This is a genomic window from Rhizobium sp. BK112 (assembly GCF_014193215.1).
GTDB classification, from domain to species: Bacteria; Pseudomonadota; Alphaproteobacteria; order Rhizobiales; family Rhizobiaceae; genus Rhizobium; species Rhizobium anhuiense.
Window position 1 is genome coordinate 89,946 of record NZ_JACHYZ010000009.1, and the last position, 16,717, is coordinate 106,662.

Genomic DNA, 16,717 nt, shown 5'->3' on the forward strand with positions numbered 1-16,717 from the left:
GATGTTCGCAGAAAAATTTGCAGGCGGACAGTTGCGTGGAGAAATCGATTGATCTAAGTTTTTCCGGCAACGTTTCAGTGAGGGAGGAGAACTCATGAAAATCCGTATTATGGCAAGCCTGCTTGCCGCTTCGGTCGCGCTTCCGTTCGGCGCCGCCAACGCCACCGATCTCGAAGTCACCCATTGGTGGACTTCGGGCGGTGAATCCGCTGCCGTCGCCGAACTGGCCAAGGCATTCGACGCGACCGGCAACCACTGGGTCGACGGCGCTATCGCCGGTTCCGGCGGCACGGCCCGTCCGATCATGATCAGCCGCATCACCGGCGGCGACCCGATGGGCGCCACCCAGTTCAACCATGGCCGCCAGGCCGAGGAACTCGTTCAGGCCGGTCTGATGCGCGATCTGACCGACGTGGCGACCGCCGAGCACTGGAAGGACATCGTTCGTCCGTCGAGCCTGCTCGATTCCTGCACCATCGACGGCAAGATCTACTGCGCTCCGGTCAACATCCACTCCTGGCAGTGGTTGTGGCTTTCGAACGCCGCCTTCAAGAAGGCCGGCGTCGAAGTTCCGAAGAACTGGGACGAGTTCGTTGCCGCCGCTCCGGCGCTCGAAAAGGCCGGCATCATTCCGCTCGCCGTCGGCGGTCAGCCGTGGCAGGCGACCGGCGCCTTCGACGTGCTGATGGTTGCGGTCGCGGGCAAGGATACCTTCAACAAGGTCTTCAAGGACAAGGATGCGGAAGTTGCCGCCGGTCCTGAAATCGCCAAGGTGTTCAAGGCAGCAGACGATGCACGGCGCATGGCCAAAGGCAGCAACGTCCAGGACTGGAACCAGGCCACCAACCTCGTCATCACCGGCAAGGCCGGCGGCCAGATCATGGGTGACTGGGCGCAGGGTGAATTCGCGCTCGCCGGTCAGAAGGCCGGTACCGACTATACCTGCCTGCCGGGCCTCGGCGTGAACGAGATCATCTCGACCGGTGGCGACGCCTTCTACTTCCCGCTGCTGAAGGATGAGGAAAAGTCCAAGGCGCAGGCCGTGCTTGCCAAGACCCTGCTCGATCCCAAGACCCAGGTTGCCTTCAACCTGAAGAAGGGCTCGCTGCCGGTTCGCGGCGACGTCGATCTCGCCGCCGCCAACGACTGCATGAAGAAGGGTCTCGACATCCTGGCCAAGGGCAACGTGATCCAAGGCACCGACCAGCTGCTTTCGGCAGACAGCCAGAAGCAGAAGGAAGATCTCTTCTCCGAATTCTTCGCCAACCCATCGATGACGCCGGAAGACGCTCAGAAGCGTTTCGCCGGGATCATCGCTTCTGCTGACTGATCAGCAGATTCGCTGCCTTGCGATCCGGCTCTTGGTGAGCCGGATCGTTCCGGGCGATCGGTGATGGTCCGGTCCGCAGCGAGGTTTCTCCGGTATCTTCAGCAGGTTTCGGAGGTGGGGACGACAGGTGGCGCTTTGCCGTTCTGTCACGGGTCGCAGTCGCGATTTGAGGAGAAGTGTTCATGACGGGTCAAGCGAAAGCAGGCCGGCCAAACAAGTTACTGCGCAATCTGAATGCAAAGATTGCGTCCATCCCGATGATCCTGACAGCGCTGGTAATCTTTGTCGGCGGCACGTTCTGGACGGTGTTTTATTCCTTCACCAATTCCAAGCTCCTTCCGAGGTTGAGCTTTGTCGGCATCGATCAGTACGAGCGCCTCTGGGCGGCACCCCGCTGGGTGACGGCGATCCAGAATCTGGCTGTCTATGGCATCCTCTCGCTGATCTTCAGCCTGGTCATCGGTTTCATGCTCGCCGCACTGATGGACCAGAAGATCCGTTTCGAAAACACCTTCCGCACCATCTTCCTCTATCCCTTTGCGCTGTCCTTCATCGTGACGGGCCTCGTCTGGCAATGGGTTCTGAATCCCGATTTCGGCATTCAGGCGGTGGTGCGCTCGATCGGCTGGACGAGTTTCACCTTCAATCCGCTCTATACGCCTGAAATCGTCATCTACGGCATTCTGATCGCGGCGCTGTGGCAGGGAACGGGTCTCGTCATGTGCCTGATGCTTGCCGGCCTGCGTGGGATCGACGAGGACATCTGGAAAGCGGCGCGCGTGGACGGTATTCCGATGTGGAAGACCTATCTCTTCATCGTCATCCCGATGATGCGGCCGGTCTTCATCACGACGATCGTCATCATCGCCTCCGGCATCGTCAAGGTCTACGATCTTGTGGTCGCTCAGACGTCCGGCGGACCGGGTATTTCTTCGGAAGTGCCGGCGAAATATGTCTACGACTACATGTTCCAGGCGCAGAACCTGGGGCAGGGCTTTGCCGCCTCGACCATGATGCTCGTCACTGTCGCGATCATCATCGTTCCGTGGGCCTATCTGGAATTTGGTGGAGGGCGCAAGCGTGGCTAATATAGAAGCTCTCAACACCGTTGCTGCCGGCATCGACGCCGTTGCCCCGAAGCTTGGCGACGGCCCCAGCGGCCCGAGGCCGCGCCCGGCGCTGTCGGCGCGCAACATCATGCTCTACGGTACGCTGATCGTCGCAGCACTTTATTATCTGCTGCCGCTCTATGTGATGGTCGTGACGTCGCTGAAGGGCATGCCGGAAATCCGTCTCGGCAACATCTTCTCGCCGCCGATGGAGATCACCTTCGAGCCCTGGGTGAAGGCCTGGGCGCAGGCCTGCACCGGGCTCAACTGCGATGGCCTGTCGCGCGGCTTCTGGAATTCGGTGCGCATCACGGTGCCGTCGGTCATCATCTCGATCGCGATTGCCTCGGTCAACGGCTATGCGCTGGCCAACTGGCGCTTCCGGGGATCCGAGCTTTTCTTCTCGATCCTCATCATCGGGGCATTCATTCCCTATCAGGTGATGATCTATCCGATCGTCATCATCCTGCGCGAAATCGGCATTTACGGCACGCTGAGCGGCCTCGTCATCGTGCATTCGATTTTCGGCATGCCGATTCTGACGCTGCTCTTCCGCAACTACTTCGTGTCGTTGCCGGAGGAACTGTTCAAGGCGGCGCGTGTCGACGGGGCCGGTTTCTGGCAAATCTTCCTGAAGATCATGCTGCCGATGTCGCTGCCGATCTTCGTCGTCGCGATGATCCTGCAGGTGACCGGCATCTGGAACGACTTCCTGTTCGGCGTGGTCTTCACCCGTCCGGATACTTATCCGATGACCGTGCAGCTCAACAACATCGTCAATTCCGTCCAGGGCGTGAAGGAATACAACGTCAACATGGCGGCAACGATTCTCACGGGTCTCGTGCCGCTCATCGTCTACTTCGTGTCGGGACGGCTTTTCGTCCGCGGCATCGCCGCTGGCGCAGTGAAGGGTTGATCTCATGAATATGAATGCAAGCGTCTCCATCAAGGATCTGTCCCTGAACTTCGGTGCGGTGAGCGTGCTGAAGGATCTCAACCTCGATATCAACGACGGCGAATTCCTCGTGCTGCTCGGCTCGTCCGGCTGCGGCAAGTCGACCTTGCTGAATTGCATCGCCGGCCTGCTCGACGCCTCGGAAGGGCAGATCTTCATCAAGGGCAAGAACGTTACCTGGGAAGAGCCGAAGGATCGCGGCATCGGCATGGTGTTCCAGTCCTATGCGCTCTATCCGCAGATGACCGTCGAGAAGAACCTGTCCTTCGGTCTTCGCGTCGCCAAGGTGCCACAGGCCGAGATCGACAAGCGCGTGGCGCGCGCCTCCGAAATCCTGCAGATCCAGCCGCTTTTGAAACGCAAGCCGGCCGAGCTTTCCGGCGGCCAGCGCCAGCGCGTGGCGATCGGCCGGGCGCTGGTGCGCGATGTCGACGTCTTCCTGTTCGACGAGCCGCTGTCCAACCTCGACGCCAAGCTCCGCTCGGAGCTGCGTGTCGAGATCAAGCGCCTGCACCAGTCGCTGAAGAACACGATGATCTACGTCACCCACGACCAGATCGAGGCGCTGACGCTTGCCGATCGCATCGCCATCATGAAGAGCGGCATCATCCAGCAGCTCGACGATCCGACGACGATCTACAACAGGCCGCGCAATCTCTTCGTCGCCGGCTTCATCGGCTCGCCTTCGATGAATTTCCTGCACGGCGAGCTGGTCAAGTCAGGCGACGGCATTGCCTTTTCTGCCAACGGCGTCATTTTCTCGCTCGCGGCTTACGACGCCAACGAGACGCTGCAGCCCGGCCGCAAGGTGGTGCTCGGCGTCCGTCCCGAACACATCAAGGTCAACGAGAATGCCGGCGGCGAAGAACATGACGCCACCGTCGATATCGAGGAGCCGATGGGCGCGGACAATCTGCTGTGGCTGAAACATGCCGGTCACACGATGTCGGTACGCGTCAACGGCGCGCGCCGCTTCAATGTCGGCGCCAAGGTGAAGCTCAGTTTCGACATGACGGTCGCCTCGGTCTTCGATGCGGAAACCGAGCTGCGTCTCTAGAGAACAATGCGGGCGGGGCCGAAATGGCGCCGCCCTATCTCCAATCGGCCGTCAGGCCAGCCAAATTCGGCCGCGGTCCGGCTTGTCCGGCGATCCCCAGGAGCGGTCCGATCGGGATACTACTAATGACATCCTTGCCGAAGAACGGTTTCAACATCGACCTTTCCGGTTCGTGGCAGCTTGCCTCCGTCGATGGCGAGATCCGCACTGCGATCATTCTGCCGGGCGACGTGCACACCGCGCTCCATCGCGCAAGCCTGATCCCCGATCCCTATTTCGGCCGCAACGAGGAAAAGGTGCAATGGGTCGCCGAGCGCGAATGGGCGGTCGAGCGCAGCTTCACGCTTCAGGAGGTCGAGGGCGACTGGTATCTCGATATCGATTATCTCGACACGGTCGCCAGCGTTCACGTCAACGGCTTCCTGGCGCTTGAGGCCGACAACAGTTTCCGCCGCTACCGGCCTGATGTCTCCAGCATGCTGAAAGCAGGCGACAACAGCATCCGCATCGTCTTTGCCTCCAGCGTCGCCGTCGCTGCTGCGCGGCAGAAGCAGCAGCCCTTCTACATTCCCTACAGCACCGGCAATTCGCCGATCCCCGACGGCAACATGCTGCGCAAGCCGCAATGCCATTTCGGCTGGGACTGGAACATCGCCATTGCGCCGCTCGGCCTTTACGGCACGATCGCGCTGAAAAAGCTCGAGACCGCGCGCATCGAGCATGTGGTCACCCGTCAGACCCACAACAATGACGGCTCGGTCGATCTCAAAGTGACGGCGACGCTGTTTTCCAAGGGGCCGAGCATTGCCCAGGTCTATTTCGAACTCGACGGCGAGCGCGTGCGCCTGGATGTCGGCGTCAACGGCGAGAGCCATGTCAACCACCTCTTCCATATCGACAATCCGCGCCTCTGGTGGCCTTCCGGCAGCGGCGAGCAGGCGCTCTACAGGCTGTCGGTCGAAACGTCGACGGATGAGGTGATCAAGCAGATCGGCCTTCGCACCGTCGAACTGATCACCACGCCGGATGCATCAGGCAGTCGCTTCGCTTTCAAGGTCAACGGCCATGAGATCTTCTGCCGCGGCGCCAACTGGATCCCGGCCGACGCGCTGTTTTCGCTGTCTTCGCCTGAGAAGACCGAGGATCTGCTGCAATCGGCCAAAGCCGCCAACATGAACATGATCCGCGTCTGGGGCGGCGGCTTCTACGAGCAGGATCATTTCTATGATCTCTGCGACCGGCTGGGTCTCATGGTCTGGCAGGACTTCATGTTCGCCTGCAACCTCTATCCCTCGACCGAGGACTTCCTCGACAATGTGACGATCGAGGTCGATTACCAGGTGCGCCGGCTCTCCTCGCATCCGTCGATCGTGCTCTGGTGCGGTGATAACGAGCTGGTGGGCGCACTCACCTGGTTCGAGGAATCCCGCAAGGATCGCGACCGCTATCTCGTCTCCTACGATCGCCTCAACCGCACCATCGAGCAAGCGGTGAAGAAGGCGCTGCCCGGCGCGCTCTGGTGGCCGTCGAGCCCGGCCTCCGGCTATCTCGATTTCGGCGATGCCTGGCATGCCGACGGATCCGGCGACATGCATTACTGGTCGGTCTGGCACGAGAACAAGTCGTTCGACAATTACCGTTCGGTGCGTCCGCGCTTCTGCTCGGAATTCGGCTTCCAGTCCTATACGTCGCTGCCGGTAATCAAGACCTATGCCGAGGAGAAGGACATGAACGTCGCTTCCCCGGTGATGGAGCTGCACCAGAAGAATGCCGGCGGCAATGAGCGCATCGCCGGCACGATGTTCCGCTATTTCCGCTTCCCCAAGGATTTTCCGAACTTCGTCTATCTCTCACAGATCCAGCAGGGACTCGCCATCAAGACGGCAGTGGAATACTGGCGGTCGCTCAAACCCCATTGCATGGGCACGATCTACTGGCAGCTCAATGACACCTGGCCGGTCGCCTCCTGGTCGAGCCTCGATTATGGCGGCCGCTGGAAGGCGATGCACTATCTCGTCAAGCGCTTCTTCCAGCCTGTCGCGGTCGCCGCCATTCCTTCCGACGACGGAAAGACGATCCGCTTCTCGCTGGTCAACGACACGCTTGCCGATGTCAGCATCGACCTTTCGATCTCGCTGCTGACGATGAAGGGCGAACGGCGGCACCTCAAGGACGTGCAGGCCATGTGCTCGCCGGATGCGGCGGTGACGGCCACGAGCATCGACGTCTCCGACATTCCCGACGGAACGCTGCTGGCCTGGCATTTCACCGCGTCTAACGGCACGGGCGGCGAGGGGCACTATGTCAACGGCACCTACAAGGCGTTGGAGCTGGAGCCCGCGGGGCTTACCGTCACCCACGAATATGTCGAGGGGAATGGTTCGGTCGACATCAACGTCACCGCTGGAGGACTTGCGCTCTTCGTGATGATCGAGACCGAGACGGACGGCAAATATTCCGACAACGCCTTCGACCTTGCGGCCGGCGAGAGCCGCCGCATCACCTTTACCCCGGCACGGCCGCTTGATCGCGGCGCGCTTCCGGCGTTCCGGTTCTACGACCTGCATTCCTGCCAGTCGGCGGATTGATCTTGCAAGAATGGGCACGAGGCCCAAGGAGAACATGATGACGAAACTCAGCTATCAGCTTTATAGCGCCCGCAACTTCCAGCCCTATTCTGTGATTTTCGAAAAGCTCGGCAAGGCGGGCTATGCCGAAGTCGAAGGCTTCGGCGGCATTTACGCCGATCTCGACGATGCCGGGCTGAACAGCCTTCGCGCCGACCTCGACAAGAATGGCCTGGTCATGGCGACCGGCCATTTCAGCCCAGACTTCCTGGAGAAGGACGTTCAGAAGTCGCTGAACATTGCCAAGATCCTCGGCATGGATTCGATCTATGCGCCGCATCTGGCAGCTGACCAGCGGCCGTCAGACGCCGCCGGCTGGGTCGCCTTCGGCAAGCGCCTGCAGGAAATGAGCAAACCCTACAAGGATGCCGGTTACGAATTCGGCTGGCACAATCATGACTTCGAGTTCTTCAAGCTGCAGGACGGTTCGCGGCCCATCGAGCGCATCTTCGAAGGCGCACCCGATATTTCCTGGGAGGCCGATATCGCCTGGGTCATCCGCGGCGGTGCCGATCCCTTCGCCTGGGTCGAAAAGCTCGGACCGCGCATCACCGCCGTGCACGTCAAGGACATCGCGCCGGCGGGCGAAGCGACGGATGAGGACGGCTGGGCCGATGTCGGGCATGGCAAGGTCGAGTGGGCGAAGCTGATCACGGCGCTGCGTGCCACAAGGGCGAAACACTTCGTCGTAGAACATGACAACCCCAAGGATATCGACCGCAACATCAGCCGCTCGATTGCATCCTTTCAGACTTATTGAGGCACATCATGACCAGGGAACTTGGCGTCGGCATCATTGGATGCGGCAACATCTCCACCACCTACTTTTCACTGGCGCCGCTCTTCAAGGGGCTGAAGGTGCTGGCCTGCGCCGATATCAACGTGCAGGCCGCCGAGGCGCGCGCCAAGGAATACGGCGTCAAGGCGCAGACGATCGACGCGCTTCTCGCCAATGACGAGATCGACGTCGTCGTCAACCTGACGATCCCGGATGCTCATTTCCGGGTGTCGAAGGCGATCCTCGAGGCTGGGAAACACGTCTATTCGGAAAAGCCCCTAGTGCTTTCGCTCGAAGAGGGCGAGGAGCTTCGGCGCATCGCCAAGGAGAAGAAGCTTGCCGTCGGCTGCGCGCCCGACACCTTCCTCGGCGGCGCCCACCAACTCGCCCGCAAGTTCATCGACGACGGCGGCATCGGCCGGGTGACTTCGGGCGCCTGCTACGTCATGAGCCCCGGCATGGAGATGTGGCATCCGAACCCGGATTTCTTCTTTCTGCCGGGCGGCGGCCCGATCCTTGATCTCGGCCCCTATTACATCGCCAATCTGATCAATCTGATCGGCCCGGTGAAACGCGTCGGCGGCATGACCTCCATGGCGTCGCCGACCCGCACGATCACCAGCGAGCCGCGCAATGGCGAGATCATCCCGGTCAAGACCCCGACGACGATCCAGGCGCTGCTCGAATTCGTCAACGGCGCCACGGTGACGCTGACGGCGAGCTGGGACGTGTGGTCTCACCGCCATGCCAATATGGAGCTCTACGGCACCGATGGCTCGCTCTACGTACCGGACCCGAACTTCTTCGGCGGCGTCGTCGAGGCCAGCGGCCGCGACAAGGACATCAAGCCGCTGGAGGCTTGGGAGCATCCGTTCGGCAAGATCAACCAGGAAAACCCGAACGGCGCGCGCGCCAACTACCGCACCGCCGGCCTTGCCGACATGGTGTCGGCGCTGATCGAAGGGCGCGATGCGCGCTGCTCGCTCGACCGCACGCTGCACGGCGTCGACGTCATGACCTCGATCCTGAAATCGGGCGAGGAGGGCCGTTTCATCGACCTGACGACAACCTGCACGCAGCCGGCCGCCCTCGGTATCGAAGAAGCACAGGCGCTCTTGAAGTAGGTCTGCGAAGCTCTATTGTCGGCGCGGGCGATAGGCCCGCGCCTTTTTACTTCGATCGTTTGTTACGCGCGATTCCTGGGAAAAAGGCTGCATACTTTTCCAGGAATTGCTTTTAAAGGATTGGGATCATGAGCTGGCAACCAGCCGCAGACCGCTATTCGAAAATGAAATATAATCGCACGGGCCGTTCCGGCCTGAAGCTGCCGGCCGTCTCGCTCGGCCTCTGGCACAATTTCGGCGGCGACACGTCGCATGACCGCAAGATCGACATGTGCCGCACGGCCTTCGACCTCGGCATCACCCATTTCGACCTCGCCAACAATTACGGCCCGCCGCCCGGCAGCGCCGAGACCGCCTTCGGCGAGATCCTGCGCACCGAATTTGCCGGGCTTCGTGACGAGCTGATCATCTCGTCGAAGGCCGGTTATGACATGTGGCCCGGACCCTATGGCGAATGGGGCAGCCGAAAGTACCTGATCGCCTCCTGCGACCAGAGCCTGAAGCGCATGGGCCTCGACTATGTAGACATCTTCTATTCGCATCGCTTCGATCCGGAGACGCCGCTGGAAGAGACCTGCGGCGCGCTCGACCATATCGTCCGCTCCGGCCGGGCGCTCTATGTCGGCATTTCCTCCTATAATTCGCAGCGCTCGCGCGAAGCCGCAAAGATCCTGCAGGAGCTCGGCACGCCGTGCCTGATCCACCAGCCGAGCTATTCGATGCTCAATCGCTGGGTCGAAGACGACAAGCTGCTCGATACGCTGGATGAGGTCGGCATGGGTTCGATCGTCTTCTCGCCGCTTGCCCAGGGCATGCTGTCGACGAAATATCTCGGCGGCATTCCGGAAGACAGCCGCGCGGCGCAGAACCACTTCCTCAAGCGCGATTTCATCCGCCCTTCGATCATCGACAATATCCGCAAGCTCAACGGGATCGCCGAAAAGCGCGGCCAGACGCTGGCGCAGATGGCGATCGCCTGGGTGCTGCGCGGCGGCCGCGTGACCTCGGCGCTGATCGGCGCCAGCCGCTCCTCGCAGATCGTCGATTGCGTCAAGGCGCTCGACAATCTCGAATTCACCGTAGAGGAACTTGCCGAGATCGACGTCTACGCCCGCGAGGCCGACATCAACCTCTGGGCCAAGTCGGCCGAACGCGCATAAATCAAGCCGGGCCCGGGGAGGAAACTCTTCCGGGCTCTTTTCTGCTATGATCTGATGTACGTGCAGCAAATAGCACCGATGCTCGGAGGAGACCGTCCATGATCCGCAATCCCATCCTGCCGGGGTTCAACCCCGATCCGTCGATCTGCCGCGTCGGCGCGGATTATTACATCGCCACCTCGACCTTCGAATGGTATCCCGGCGTGCAGATCCACCATTCGCGCGACCTGGTGAACTGGACGTTGGTGCGCCGGCCGCTGGAACGCAGGTCGCAACTCGACATGCGCGGCAATCCCGATAGCTGCGGCATCTGGGCGCCGTGTCTTTCCTATGCCGACGGGCAGTTCTGGCTTGTTTATACCGACGTCAAGCGCTTCGACGGCAGCTTCAAGGACGCGCCGAACTACATCGTCACCGCACCCTCGATCGAGGCCGAATGGTCCGACCCCGTCTATGTCAATTCCTCCGGCTTCGATCCCTCGCTGTTTCACGACGATGACGGCCGCAAGTGGTTCGTCAACATGCAGTGGAACCATCGCACCGAAAGCTACGGCGGCTCGCCGAAGTCACCGGCCTTCGACGGTATTCTGCTGCAGGAATGGGATCCGGCGACAAAGGCGTTGAAGGGGCCGATCAAGAACATCTTCGCCGGCAGCCCGCTCGGCCTCGTCGAAGGCCCGCATCTCTTCAAACGCAACGGCTGGTATTATCTGACGACCGCCGAGGGCGGCACCGGCTACGACCATGCCGTCACCATGGCGCGGTCGCGTGATATCGACGGACCCTATCAGATGCACCCGAACATGCACCTGATCACCTCCAAGGACCACCCGGGCGCGGTGCTGCAGCGGGCAGGGCACGGGCAGTATGTCGAGACGCCCGACGGCGAGGCCTACCACACCCATCTCTGCGGCCGGCCGCTGCCGCCGAAACGGCGATGCACACTGGGGCGAGAGACAAGCCTGCAGAAATGCGTCTGGCGCGACGATGACTGGCTTTATCTCGAAAATGGTACCAGCGTACCTGATGTCGATGTACCCGGTCTCTTCGGCGCGACGCCTGTGGAAAAGCCGATGCGCAGCGAATACAGCTTCGACGGCGGCACGCTGCCTGCCGATTTTCAGTGGCTGCGCACGCCCCAGCCCGAGCGCATCTTCAACCTGACGGATCGTCCCGGCCATTTGCGCCTGATTGCGCGCGAAAGCATCGGTTCCTGGTTCGAACAGTCGCTGATCGCCCGCCGGCAGGAACACCACAGTTTCCGCGCCGAGACCGTGATCGAGTTCTCGCCCGACACCTATCAGCAGGTGGCGGGGCTGACGCATTACTACAACCGGCACAAGTTCCACGCCGTTGCCGTGACGCTGCACGAAACACTCGGCCGCTGCGTGACGATCCTCTCCTGCAACGGCGACTACCCGAACGGACGGCTGAGTTTTCCCGCCGAAAGCGGCGTTTCGATTGCCGCCGAGGGCCGCGTCCAGCTCGCCATGGAAATCCGCGAGAACGACCTGCAGTTCTTCTGGCAGACCGAAGGCAAGGGCGCATGGCAGCCGATCGGCCCGGTCCTCGACGCCGGTGTGATTTCCGACGAGGGCGGACGCGGCGAACATGGCTCCTTCACCGGTGCATTCGCCGGCGTATTTGCCTTCGATACGTCAGGCCGGGCGAAGACTGCTGATTTCGACTGGTTTGTTTATGACGAGTTGTAAGGGCGAGCGACGATAGGACCGAATGCGCCGATCGCCAGCGAGGGGCAACAACGGATAACCCACAAAAAGAAAGCCGGCGCAGGGCCGGCTTAAGACGAACACGGCTGGACAGGGATACTGGCCGGTTCCAAGCACTTCGTAACTGAACAATAACTTTCACTACATGCCGAGGCAGCCAAAAAGAGGCGCAACGAGAACGCCCGGAGACGGCTCCGCAAAGGGATGGGCGGCGGGGGCGGATGCCGGTGCTGGCCTCGACTCTCTTATCGGGCATGAATATCACCGGATGATGACATCTGAGCCCGGCCGCTGCCTTTCTTTTCGCGAGGGGCGGTTCGTCACGAAGCCCGATGCCAACTACCCCGCCCGCGCCAGCGGATTGACAATGTCAGCGGGCGCCCTGTGTTAGTGGGCGCCTACGCTAGCGGGCCAACTATGTTAGCAGTGCGCGAATGCAGTGTTCAGCGCTTAAGGATGTTAAAGCGTTACAAAGGGACTATATAGCGGCCGAGTAACTTCCGAGAATCCTCAAGAGTTCCGCATGGCCCCCATCATTTCCGTTCAGAACCTCACCAAGACCTACGCCAATGGGTTCGAGGCCCTGAAGGGCATCAATCTCGACGTCGAAAAGGGTGAGATCCTGGCGCTGCTCGGGCCAAACGGCGCGGGCAAGACGACGCTGATCTCGATTATCTGCGGCATCGCCAATCCGAGCGGCGGCCGGGTGTTGGTCGCCGGCCACGATGTCGTGAAGGATTTTCGCGCCACCCGCGGAATGATCGGGCTGGTGCCGCAGGAACTGACCACCGATCAGTTCGAGACGGTGTTCAATACCGTCAGCTTTTCGCGCGGTCTGCACGGCAAGAAAGCCAATCCTGCTCACATCGAGAGAGTGCTGCGCGCACTCTCGCTCTGGGACAAGAAGGACAATATGCTGCGCCAGCTCTCCGGCGGCATGAAGCGGCGAGTGCTGATCGCCAAGGCTCTCTCGCATGAGCCGGATATTCTTTTCCTCGACGAGCCGACCGCCGGCGTCGACGTGACGCTGCGCAAGGACATGTGGCATGTCGTCGAAGAGCTTCGGGCCTCCGGCGTCACCATCATCCTGACCACGCATTATATCGAAGAGGCCGAGGAAATTGCCGACCGCGTCGGCGTCATCAACGGCGGCGAACTGCTGCTCGTCGAGGACAAGGCGGCGCTGATGGCCAAGCTCGGTCGTAAGCAGCTCATCCTCGATCTCACTGAACGGCTCGACCGGCTGCCGGATTGTTTTGCCGGCAATGGATTGACGCTGGAGGCTGACGGCAACCGGCTGACTTATGATTTCGACACTGACAACGAGCAGGAAAGTATCGCGGCACTGCTGACCCGGCTCGGCGAGAACAATATCCATTTCAAGGATCTCTCGACGCGGCAAAGCTCGCTTGAGGACATCTTCGTGGCGCTGGTGGGAGCGGACAAATGAACGTCGAGGCCGTCAAATCGATCTATTTCTTCGAGATGGCGCGCACGCGCCGCACCCTGCTGCAGAGCGTCATCTCGCCCGTGATCTCGACATCTCTTTATTTCATCGTCTTCGGCGCCGCGGTCGGCTCGCGCATCCAGGAGGTGGAGGGCGTGTCCTACGGCGCCTTCATCACCCCCGGCCTGATCATGCTGACGTTGCTCGGCCAGTGCATCAGCAACGGCTCCTTCGGCATCTATTTCCCGAAATTCACCGGCACGATCTACGAGGTGCTTTCGGCGCCGGTGGCGATGACCGAGATTTTGCTCGGTTATGTCGGGGCGGCGGCAACCAAGGGAATGATTATCGGCTTCATTATCCTCCTGACCGCCAATCTTTTCGTCGACGTCAGGATCGAGCATCCCTTCATGATGATCCTGTTCTTCCTACTGACGGCGATCACCTTCAGCCTGTTCGGCTTCATGATCGGCATCTGGGCCGGCAATTTCGAACAGCTGAACCTTATTCCCATGCTGGTCGTGCCGCCGCTCACCTTCCTCGGCGGCAGCTTCTATTCGGTCAGCATGCTGCCGCCTTTCTGGCAGGCGGTCAGCCACCTCAACCCGGTGCTCTATCTCGTCAGCGGTTTCCGCTGGAGCTTTTACGGGATCGCCGATGTCAATCCGGCGATCAGCCTGGCGATGATCACGGCCTTCTTGGGCATCTGCCTGGGAACGCTCGCCTGGATATTCAAGACGGGGTATCGGCTGCGCAACTGACCGTTTTCCTGAATGACATCATCGGATTTTTCGATGATGTCATCGATTTCTTCCGTTTTTCTTCCGTTTTGGCCTGGGGCATCTGCTGGTCAGCCAAGAAGGAGACGGCAGATGACGGATATCAGGATCGAAGGCGCGAAGATCATTATTGTTGGCGGCAGTTCCGGCATGGGACTGGCGCTTGCTGCACGCCTACTTGAGGAGGGAGCGTCGGTGACGATCGCGGGACGTAGCGCCGACAGGCTTGCGGCGGCGCGGCGCGATCTCGGCGATCACCCTGGATTGGCGACGCTTGCCGTCGATATATCGCGAGAGGAAGAGGTCGCGGCGCTTTTCCGCAATAGCGATCCCGTTGACCATATCGTCAGCACCGCCGCTGACATCGAAGGCGCCTACCAGTTGCTGCCGTCGATCGAACTTGCGGCGGCACAACGTGTGGTCGAGAGCAAGTTCTATGGGCCGTTGCTGCTGGCGAAATACGGTGCGCCGCTCCTGCCGCTATCAGGATCTATTACTTATACATCGGGCGTTGCGGCCTATCGGCCGGCGGCGCGGGGATCGGTCGTCGCTGCGGTTAACGCTGCGCTCGAAGGCCTGGTCAGGGCGTTGGCGATCGAGCTGGCGCCGATCCGCGTCAACGCCGTGTCGCCGGGATGGGTGGACACGCCGATTTGGAGCTTGGTTGCCGGCGACGCCAAGCAGGCGACGCTTGAGGCCATGGCACAACGCCTGCCAGCCGGGCGTGTCGGCAGGCCCGCGGATATTGCCGATGCGATCCGCTTCCTGATCGGCAACGGCTTCACCACAGGCACTATCCTGCACGTTGAAGGCGGACATCGGCTGGTTTGAGGGGCTGAAGGTTGTCGGACGCTGATGCCAGCAAGAGAGAAAGCGCCGGCGGCTGAACGCGCCGGCGGCGCCACACCATGATCAGCGAAGCGGCAGGTGGATTGCCCGGCCATGGCAGTTCGACGACGTCGTCGCGTGTTGCCGCATGGCCGAGCGCAAGGCGTGGCACAAGGCCGTAACCAGTGCCGGATGCAACGAGGCGGATGATCGTGGCGATGCTGTCGGCCTCAGTGACGATCGGTGGCGTGGCGATGCCGGCGTCGGCAAAGGCGGTCTCGAACAGGTGACGGTAGACGCAGCCGGTTTCGGTGGCGACGAAGGGCGCGTTCTTCAGTGCGGCGAGGCTTGCGGGTGGTCGGGCTTGCAAATCGCGGCCGGCAATCAGCGCCAACTGTTCGCTGCAGATGCGGCGCGTCAAGAAGCGTTCGTCCTGATGCCCGCGATCGAAGGTGAAGGCGACATCGATCGAGCCCTGCTGCAACTGCTCAACCAATTCGCCGCTGCCGCCGACCTTGAGCTTGAGGCCGACGTCTGGGTTCTTCTTGCGAAAGAGTGATAGCCACGGCGCCAGCCTTTCGGCGGCGATGGTTTCGAGCGTACCCAAGGTGATGGACTGTCCAGCGCTGCCGGCTGCAGCACTGACGGCGGCCTTCGCCTCGTCGTTCAGCGCCAGTATCTCTTCGGCATAGGCCTTGAGGACCGCGCCCGCCGGTGTCGGGACCACGCCCTGCCGGGAGCGGAGGAAGAGCTCTGCGCCCAATTCCTCTTCCAGAGCCTGTATCTGGTCGCTGAGGCTCGACTGAGCGAGATTGACCTCGGCGGCGGCGCGCGTCAGATTTTCGTGCCGGATCACCGCAAGGAATGTCTTCAATTGTCGCAGGTTCATGTTGGCTCCGTATGACGCGTGGAGGCGCCTTGACGCAGGATATCAACAAAGCAGAACGTGCTGCAATGCAGGTGCATTTGGCGACGAAGGCTTGTCTTTCCTGCTGCGTGTTGCGCCCGCTTCATCTCAGGCGCTGCTGACGAGCAGAGCGCCTGAGATGATCAGGACGGTACCGGCGGCGAGCCTCATTATGTTGACCTCGGAGGCTTCACCGAGAATGACGGCGCCGATTGCCAGCGTCACCAGCACGTTGCAGCTCCAGATCGGAGCGAGTTTCGAAACCGGGACGCCATAAGCAAAAAGCGCAAAGCTGATGAGGCCGGTGCCGACGGCAAAGCAGGCGCCCGCGATGGCGGCAAAACCGAGACCCTCGGCAGTCCAGGGGGCAGGGCGCCAGATCAGCGCGGCGAGCAGACCGGCGAGTGCGCAGACAGCGCCAAAGGCGATCAGATAGACGGCGGAGCCGGTGGCTGATGTGGCGCTCTGTTTCTGGAAGATGGCAGTGATGCCCCAGAAGAAAGCCGGCAGAACCCCGCCGATGACGATCGGCCAAAGTGAATTCATCGCGAAACTCCTGTCGCACCCATGGATTAAGGCCTCGCCCAAGGCGAAGGCCGGTCGAACATGCGGTGCCACCAGACTACAGCGCCGCGCGTCTTTCAGACGCGCAAAGGACGCTGTAGCACTTTGAATTGCTGCATAGTTCCTGAAATCGATTCCGATTTCAGGAACTATGCAGAGGAAGTTTCTTTTTGCTCTTTGTGGTCTTGTTGTTGCGCTTGAAGCTGACAGATCCGAACGCTGCCGTAAAGCCGCTCCGCCCGTCAAAAAGCGGCACATTGACGGAGTGCGAATTTCTCTCTAGCTGTAGCGGCCATGAAGATCGCAATGGTTCTTGTCGTAG

14 protein-coding genes are annotated in these 16,717 nt (G+C 61.0%); 12 read left to right on the forward strand and 2 right to left on the reverse strand.

Annotated elements, in window-relative coordinates; translation table 11 throughout:
* The first annotated feature begins 94 nt into the window (after positions 1-94).
* The 12 genes from FHT75_RS23360 to FHT75_RS23415 all read left to right on the forward strand — a co-directional run bounded on the left by FHT75_RS23360 (position 95) and on the right by FHT75_RS23415 (position 14,927).
* Positions 95-1,330 carry an ABC transporter substrate-binding protein gene (locus tag FHT75_RS23360; RefSeq protein ID WP_063475053.1) on the forward strand — a complete coding sequence of 412 codons (1,236 nt, stop codon included), beginning with the start codon at positions 95-97 and terminating at the stop codon, positions 1,328-1,330.
* A gap of 182 nt (positions 1,331-1,512) precedes the next feature.
* On the forward strand, positions 1,513-2,418 hold the full coding sequence (locus FHT75_RS23365) for a carbohydrate ABC transporter permease (protein WP_047610242.1): 906 nt from the start codon (positions 1,513-1,515) through the stop codon (positions 2,416-2,418).
* Entirely contained in the window at positions 2,411-3,355 is a 945-nt protein-coding gene (locus FHT75_RS23370; protein WP_047611637.1) for a carbohydrate ABC transporter permease, read from the forward strand. The genes FHT75_RS23365 and FHT75_RS23370 overlap by 8 nt, the downstream gene beginning before the upstream one ends.
* Positions 3,356-3,359: 4 nt before the next feature.
* Positions 3,360-4,451, forward strand: a complete 1,092-nt coding sequence (locus FHT75_RS23375; protein WP_174824474.1) for an ABC transporter ATP-binding protein — start codon at positions 3,360-3,362, stop codon at positions 4,449-4,451.
* Positions 4,452-4,576: 125 nt separating this feature from the next.
* Positions 4,577-7,039: a beta-mannosidase gene (locus FHT75_RS23380; protein WP_063475052.1), complete on the forward strand. Its 2,463-nt coding sequence runs from the start codon at positions 4,577-4,579 to the stop codon at positions 7,037-7,039.
* 37 nt (positions 7,040-7,076) lie between these two features.
* Positions 7,077-7,838: a sugar phosphate isomerase/epimerase family protein gene (locus FHT75_RS23385; protein WP_063475051.1), complete on the forward strand. Its 762-nt coding sequence runs from the start codon at positions 7,077-7,079 to the stop codon at positions 7,836-7,838.
* 8 nt (positions 7,839-7,846) lie between these two features.
* The gene (locus FHT75_RS23390; protein WP_063475050.1) at positions 7,847-8,980 is read left to right on the forward strand and encodes a Gfo/Idh/MocA family protein; all 1,134 of its coding nucleotides are present in this window, start codon (positions 7,847-7,849) and stop codon (positions 8,978-8,980) included.
* A 128-nt stretch (positions 8,981-9,108) separates the two neighbouring features.
* Positions 9,109-10,140: an L-glyceraldehyde 3-phosphate reductase gene (gene mgrA, locus FHT75_RS23395; protein ID WP_063475049.1), complete on the forward strand. Its 1,032-nt coding sequence runs from the start codon at positions 9,109-9,111 to the stop codon at positions 10,138-10,140.
* Positions 10,141-10,238: 98 nt separating this feature from the next.
* Entirely contained in the window at positions 10,239-11,852 is a 1,614-nt protein-coding gene (locus FHT75_RS23400) for a glycoside hydrolase family 43 protein (RefSeq protein ID WP_063475048.1), read from the forward strand.
* Positions 11,853-12,393: 541 nt separating this feature from the next.
* Entirely contained in the window at positions 12,394-13,320 is a 927-nt protein-coding gene (locus tag FHT75_RS23405) for an ABC transporter ATP-binding protein (protein ID WP_063475047.1), read from the forward strand.
* Positions 13,317-14,078, forward strand: a complete 762-nt coding sequence (locus FHT75_RS23410) for an ABC transporter permease (protein WP_063475046.1) — start codon at positions 13,317-13,319, stop codon at positions 14,076-14,078. The genes FHT75_RS23405 and FHT75_RS23410 overlap by 4 nt, the downstream gene beginning before the upstream one ends.
* A 111-nt stretch (positions 14,079-14,189) precedes the next feature.
* Positions 14,190-14,927 carry an SDR family oxidoreductase gene (locus FHT75_RS23415; protein ID WP_047610228.1) on the forward strand — a complete coding sequence of 246 codons (738 nt, stop codon included), beginning with the start codon at positions 14,190-14,192 and terminating at the stop codon, positions 14,925-14,927.
* Here the strand turns inward: FHT75_RS23415 and FHT75_RS23420 are convergent.
* Together FHT75_RS23420 and FHT75_RS23425 are read right to left on the reverse strand one after the other, a co-directional pair.
* Entirely contained in the window at positions 14,890-15,813 is a 924-nt protein-coding gene (locus tag FHT75_RS23420; protein ID WP_063475045.1) for a LysR family transcriptional regulator, read from the reverse strand. The two genes, FHT75_RS23415 and FHT75_RS23420, sit on opposite strands and share 38 nt — an antisense overlap.
* Positions 15,814-15,939: 126 nt before the next feature.
* A complete protein-coding gene (locus FHT75_RS23425) occupies positions 15,940-16,377 on the reverse strand; it encodes an EamA family transporter (protein WP_063475044.1) in 438 nt (145 codons plus the stop codon).
* Positions 16,378-16,717 lie beyond the last annotated feature (340 nt).

What these genes read in the sequence shown, in the direction of transcription:
- FHT75_RS23360 (WP_063475053.1), top strand. Translation starts at nt 95, where the DNA reads ATGAAAATCCGTATTATGGCAAGCCTGCTTGCCGCTTCGGTCGCGCTT.
- FHT75_RS23365 (WP_047610242.1), top strand. Translation starts at nt 1,513, where the DNA reads ATGACGGGTCAAGCGAAAGCAGGCCGGCCAAACAAGTTACTGCGCAAT.
- FHT75_RS23375 (WP_174824474.1), top strand. Translation starts at nt 3,360, where the DNA reads ATGAATATGAATGCAAGCGTCTCCATCAAGGATCTGTCCCTGAACTTC.
- FHT75_RS23380 (WP_063475052.1), top strand. Translation starts at nt 4,577, where the DNA reads ATGACATCCTTGCCGAAGAACGGTTTCAACATCGACCTTTCCGGTTCG.
- FHT75_RS23385 (WP_063475051.1), top strand. Translation starts at nt 7,077, where the DNA reads ATGACGAAACTCAGCTATCAGCTTTATAGCGCCCGCAACTTCCAGCCC.
- FHT75_RS23390 (WP_063475050.1), top strand. Translation starts at nt 7,847, where the DNA reads ATGACCAGGGAACTTGGCGTCGGCATCATTGGATGCGGCAACATCTCC.
- mgrA (WP_063475049.1), top strand. Translation starts at nt 9,109, where the DNA reads ATGAGCTGGCAACCAGCCGCAGACCGCTATTCGAAAATGAAATATAAT.
- FHT75_RS23400 (WP_063475048.1), top strand. Translation starts at nt 10,239, where the DNA reads ATGATCCGCAATCCCATCCTGCCGGGGTTCAACCCCGATCCGTCGATC.
- FHT75_RS23405 (WP_063475047.1), top strand. Translation starts at nt 12,394, where the DNA reads ATGGCCCCCATCATTTCCGTTCAGAACCTCACCAAGACCTACGCCAAT.
- FHT75_RS23410 (WP_063475046.1), top strand. Translation starts at nt 13,317, where the DNA reads ATGAACGTCGAGGCCGTCAAATCGATCTATTTCTTCGAGATGGCGCGC.
- FHT75_RS23415 (WP_047610228.1), top strand. Translation starts at nt 14,190, where the DNA reads ATGACGGATATCAGGATCGAAGGCGCGAAGATCATTATTGTTGGCGGC.
- FHT75_RS23420 (WP_063475045.1), bottom strand. Translation starts at nt 15,813, where the DNA reads ATGAACCTGCGACAATTGAAGACATTCCTTGCGGTGATCCGGCACGAA.
- FHT75_RS23425 (WP_063475044.1), bottom strand. Translation starts at nt 16,377, where the DNA reads ATGAATTCACTTTGGCCGATCGTCATCGGCGGGGTTCTGCCGGCTTTC.